Origin of the sequence: Streptomyces sp. NRRL S-495 (assembly GCF_000966955.1) — a bacterium.
GTDB lineage: Bacteria > Actinomycetota > Actinomycetes > Streptomycetales > Streptomycetaceae > Kitasatospora > Kitasatospora purpeofusca.
Genome location: NZ_JZWY01000432.1, coordinates 1 through 258 on the forward strand (window position 1 = coordinate 1; position 258 = coordinate 258).

Here is a 258-nt window from a genome sequence, read left to right on the forward strand (position 1 = left end):
CGGCGGTTCGGTGGACGGGTCGTCGTTGCTCTACGGCCAGTTGGGGCACTCCGGGCGCTTGGCACCCGCGGCCACCCAACTGCTGCTCCTGCTGGTGCACCTGGTGATCGCGCTGGCCGCCGCGGCCTGGCTGCGGCTGGGTGACGCGGCCCTGTCCGGCCTGGTGCGGGCGCTGCGCGCGCTGCGCCAGGCGGTCGCGGCGCCGCTGCGGGCGCTGGTCGCGCTGCTGGTTCCGGCGCCGGCCCGGCCGGTGCTGCG

The 258-nt window shown here is 78.3% G+C and carries 1 pseudogene; it reads left to right on the top strand.

Annotated features, from left to right (window positions below):
- Nucleotides 1-258: pseudogene (locus VR45_RS22680) on the top strand (hypothetical protein); the annotation flags it as partial.